General features: G+C 37.3%; 5 protein-coding genes. All 5 read left to right on the plus strand.

The genetic code is table 11. The features are described from left to right. Positions 1-1,493 (plus strand): VENN motif pre-toxin domain-containing protein (locus tag BKK54_RS11540; RefSeq protein ID WP_347876297.1); only part of this gene is annotated, 1,493 nt, incomplete at its 5' end. 13 nt (positions 1,494-1,506) lie between these two features. Further along, positions 1,507-2,457 (plus strand): immunity 49 family protein, encoded by a 951-nt coding sequence (locus BKK54_RS11545; protein WP_077543205.1) that lies wholly within the window; start codon positions 1,507-1,509, stop codon positions 2,455-2,457. 50 nt (positions 2,458-2,507) lie between these two features. Then, positions 2,508-2,924 carry a hypothetical protein gene (locus tag BKK54_RS11550; RefSeq protein ID WP_143541474.1) on the plus strand — a complete coding sequence of 139 codons (417 nt, stop codon included), beginning with the start codon at positions 2,508-2,510 and terminating at the stop codon, positions 2,922-2,924. Positions 2,925-3,329: 405 nt separating this feature from the next. Next, on the plus strand, positions 3,330-3,455 hold the full coding sequence (locus BKK54_RS12195) for a hypothetical protein (RefSeq protein WP_279626094.1): 126 nt from the start codon (positions 3,330-3,332) through the stop codon (positions 3,453-3,455). Positions 3,456-3,467: 12 nt separating this feature from the next. After that, complete coding sequence (locus BKK54_RS11790) at positions 3,468-3,629, plus strand: hypothetical protein (protein ID WP_158074633.1); 162 nt, start codon at positions 3,468-3,470, stop codon at positions 3,627-3,629. Positions 3,630-3,878: the final 249 nt, after the last annotated feature.

Raw genomic sequence — 3,878 nt, forward strand, 5'->3', positions numbered from 1 at the left:
GCATAGGCAGTGAAAAAGGGATGGCGATTCGTGCGGTGACGGCGGCACTTCAAGCCGCGGCACAAAACGACACCAATGGAGCGATAGTGGCACTTGCCTCGCCTTATCTCAATAATAAAATCCACGAAATGACGAAAGGCGACATGGCAAAAGATAAAGCAACCAACCTGATAGCCCATGCGTTACTTTCTGCTGTAGAGTTTCAAGTGACGGGCAAAGACCCGTTGACGGGGGCAATTGCAGGTGTAACGGGTGAAGCCACAGCAGAGATTATTGCTCAAAAACTTTACGAAAAATCGCCGAAGGAATTAACGGCAAGTGAGAAGGAAAACATCAGCACCTTAAGCCAACTGGCGGGCGGTTTGGCAGGTGCACTTACCGCCAAAGCGAACGGTACGACAGAGCAACAGGGTGGCGTTTTCATCACGGCAGCCGCGGGTGCGGAAACAGCGAAGAGGGCGGTGGAGAATAATTTCTTTGATGTTGACCCTCATCAAGAACGCTTGGATGATATCAAACTCTTTGCGAAATTATATTTCAACGGCGATGAAGAAAAAGCTGAAGCCTATTATGACGCAATGCAACAAGGCAAAGCGAAAGGATTTAAAGACAATGTGGTTGAAACGGCGGACGCCATCTTAAATCTTGATGAAACCGTAAAATCACTTGCTTATGCCGTCACCCATCCAAACGAAGTCATCGATAAAGTTTATGTATCAATGGATGAATGGAATCAACAATATGAATATGCGGTAAAACACGACCCTGCATTAGCAGGCGAAATGCAAGGCTATATTGTGGGTAACTTTGGTTCAACACCGGTTGGTGGATTAGTTGTTGGTGCAGCTGGGGCGAAATTGTTGCAGAAGTCGGCGGGATTGGTGAAAAAAGTAGGTGCAAATGCGGCTGGTTTTGCTACACATCAAGTGCATAGGGTTGTCAATTATACAACATTGAATAAGGTTATTAATGAAGTTGATTCCGTAGCAGTATCTACCGATAAAGGATTTATCAATGCAACTAAAGTTTGTGCTGCAAGTTGTGAAGTAAAAGCAACAAGTAAGGTAGAACAAAATTTGATTGATGATATTGTAAAAAATGGTGATATCAACGGAAATAAAACAGAAACGCTCATTCATGATTTAGCAAAACGTTCAGGCTATGAGCCCTTGAGGGGAGGAAAATATGGCTCAAACAATGGGTTTGATCATGTTTTATTGGGTAAAGATGGCTCTGTAATTATTATTGACAGTAAACAAATCAAAAATAATGGTGCGATTCAAGTCAGTTCTAAAGGAGCAGGGAATACAAATCAGCTATCCAAAGAATGGATTAACGTTGTTGCAGAAATTCTGCCTGAACATGATCCAGTAAAGATTGCGATAAGAAATGCTGATAGAAATGGTAAATCAATCAAAACAATCATAGCAGGAGTGGATAAAACAAATAATAAGGTTATATTGTTACCTGTTAAGGTTCCTGATAAAAATTGAGAAGGATATTAAAATGGAAAAATATAAAACGTTTTTAGGAAGCGAGATAGCTAAAACGTATGAAGATGCTAAAAATTTCACTTTTGAAAGGGTGAAGGCATATACAGAATTTGATAATAAAGAGCTAAACATAGAGCTGAATTGTATAAATGGATACTTAGGTAATGTATTTAGTTTGATTGGTTATTTATGTGATTACCATAGTGCATTAGCGTCTAAGTCTCTGTTAGAAAATAATCTCGGTGGATTTAAAGAAAATGCTTTTATTGGTGGTTTCTTAAGAATTCTCTCTAAGTACGATTTTCAGTGGGCATATAATGGTTATAACACAAGGTTCTTTGCCTTAAGTTTACTTTCGGATAATCAAAAGTTGCTTGATTATTTAGTGACACACCGTGACGAAATTATAGACGTCTCTGTTCCTTATAATAGCTCTGATACAAGAGCCTTTTTTAATGCAAATACCTTATTAGCCTTAAGCGGTGATTGGGTATTACTGAAAGAGAGAGCTTTAACGTTTTTAAATGATGAAAAGAAAGCACGCTGTGATTTAAAACGTATTCCCGACCATGAGTTTTATGTTGCGTTGGCAAATAAAGATATAAAAGGGATGCAAGAGGCGTTATCGACATTATTGGAAATTAAATTTGCAAAACGTGCTGCAAGAGAGACACTTTTGCATTTTGATTTTTATTTGCAGCCACAAGTCTTAATGTATGCAAAAATTGCAGCCATACATGGTTTTGATTTAGGTATTGATAGTCCTATAGCGCCAAAAGAATTGATTGATATAAATCCACTAGCGGAATATGAAATACCTTATGACTTTATGAAACAATTTAATTTTGATGCTCCTCATCAGGTTTGGGTAAATTATGTGAATCAGAGAATGGAGGAAGCCAAACAGAAAAAAGTTGAGAGTAAAAAAGGATTTTGGGCTTCATTGTTTGGTCGACATCAATAACGTCATGTCAAATTCAACTAAATTTACCTTAGGAATTGCCGGAGTAGGAAGTGTTGGAGGTCAGTTGCTCGCTAACGGGTGAGGTAGATTCAAGAACATTAGCTATTGATGTAGTGACAGCATATGCACTTAAAGGACGAGGTTTTATTGCTACGATTGGAGGTAATGCGGCCTCTGGAGCATTTAATGGTTATGTTACAGATCAGTCAATGGTTCAAGGTGCTATCGGTAGTGGTATTGGTGCGGGGATTGGATATGGAATGGGGAAAGTAATAGAGATCCCACTAAGTAAAAAATATCCGGATTTAACATGGGCGAAATATAATCCTCAGCCTTTGAATGATAAGATTCCTTATGTTTATGGCTATAAGAAAAATATTGTTCCTAACGTTTTGGGCTCAATGTCCGGAGAGTTTGGTAATAGAACTTTTCAAAGTTACAACTCAAAGCAAGAAAGAGGTAAATAATGAAAAAGATTATTTATATTCTTCTTTTTTCTGCTGTTTTTGGGGTTATATTTATGTTTGTAATGTTTTTATCTGCAAATATTTTTTATAACATTAATAATGGTATTTGTTTTTATCATGTTGATTTTTTTCTTTTTTTAAAGATATGACTATTAGGGAGTTTATTTTTTTAATTTTCATATCTCTTATGTATTTTATAATAATATATCTCCGTTATAAGGATTATTAGCAAGCATAGCGTGTGTGAAGCATTGTTTTACGCGCGCTATTCCATGAATTTTAGTGTGTGAGCTGTTTGTTTACGAGCTCTACTTTTTATCAATATAAACTTATCACAAATAGTGAAGCAGGAGGCTTAACACTTGAAGCGGCAAACATCAAAGCGAAGCGTTGGGAAGTAGATACTTGAGCAGAGGCGATTATCATCAGACAGCGGAAAGTGCGGTCAAAAATAAAGATGCTTCCGACAGAGTGAAAACGGCACAAGCGTTAGAGCAAGCGGTTATGCGAATGCCTCAAGCGGTAAGGTGAACAAGCAACCAAGTGATGGAACAATCGGGCTTATTTGCCGAAGAGGGCGGTTATCATATTAATGCCGATAATATTCATCTGAAAGGTGCGGCGATTGCCTCCACCAATGCAACTAACAGCGAACTGAAAACGAATAAACTGACTTTTGAAGATATTCAAAATGAAAGTCATTAAGACTGAAACAATAGGTTCTCTAGTTGGTAGTGGATATGGGGTCGCATCTGAAACTGTATCAAGTAGATATTTGAATTTACACCCTCTTCCGAAAGTATTCTTAAATGCAATAGGGGGAGGTGTTGTTAGTGATAAAGCAAAAGGTATATACCAACATATAAACAAGGACGAAGAATAATGAAATTTATTTTTGGGATTATTCTTAATATTATTATCTTTTCCTTGCTTTATTTTTTTTTTTTTTTTTTT

Source organism: Rodentibacter genomosp. 1 (assembly GCF_001999285.1).
Classification (GTDB): Bacteria; Pseudomonadota; Gammaproteobacteria; order Enterobacterales; family Pasteurellaceae; genus Rodentibacter.

Coding starts and splice junctions, on each gene's coding strand:
- BKK54_RS11545 (WP_077543205.1), top strand. CDS start 1,507: ATGGAAAAATATAAAACGTTTTTAGGAAGCGAGATAGCTAAAACGTAT.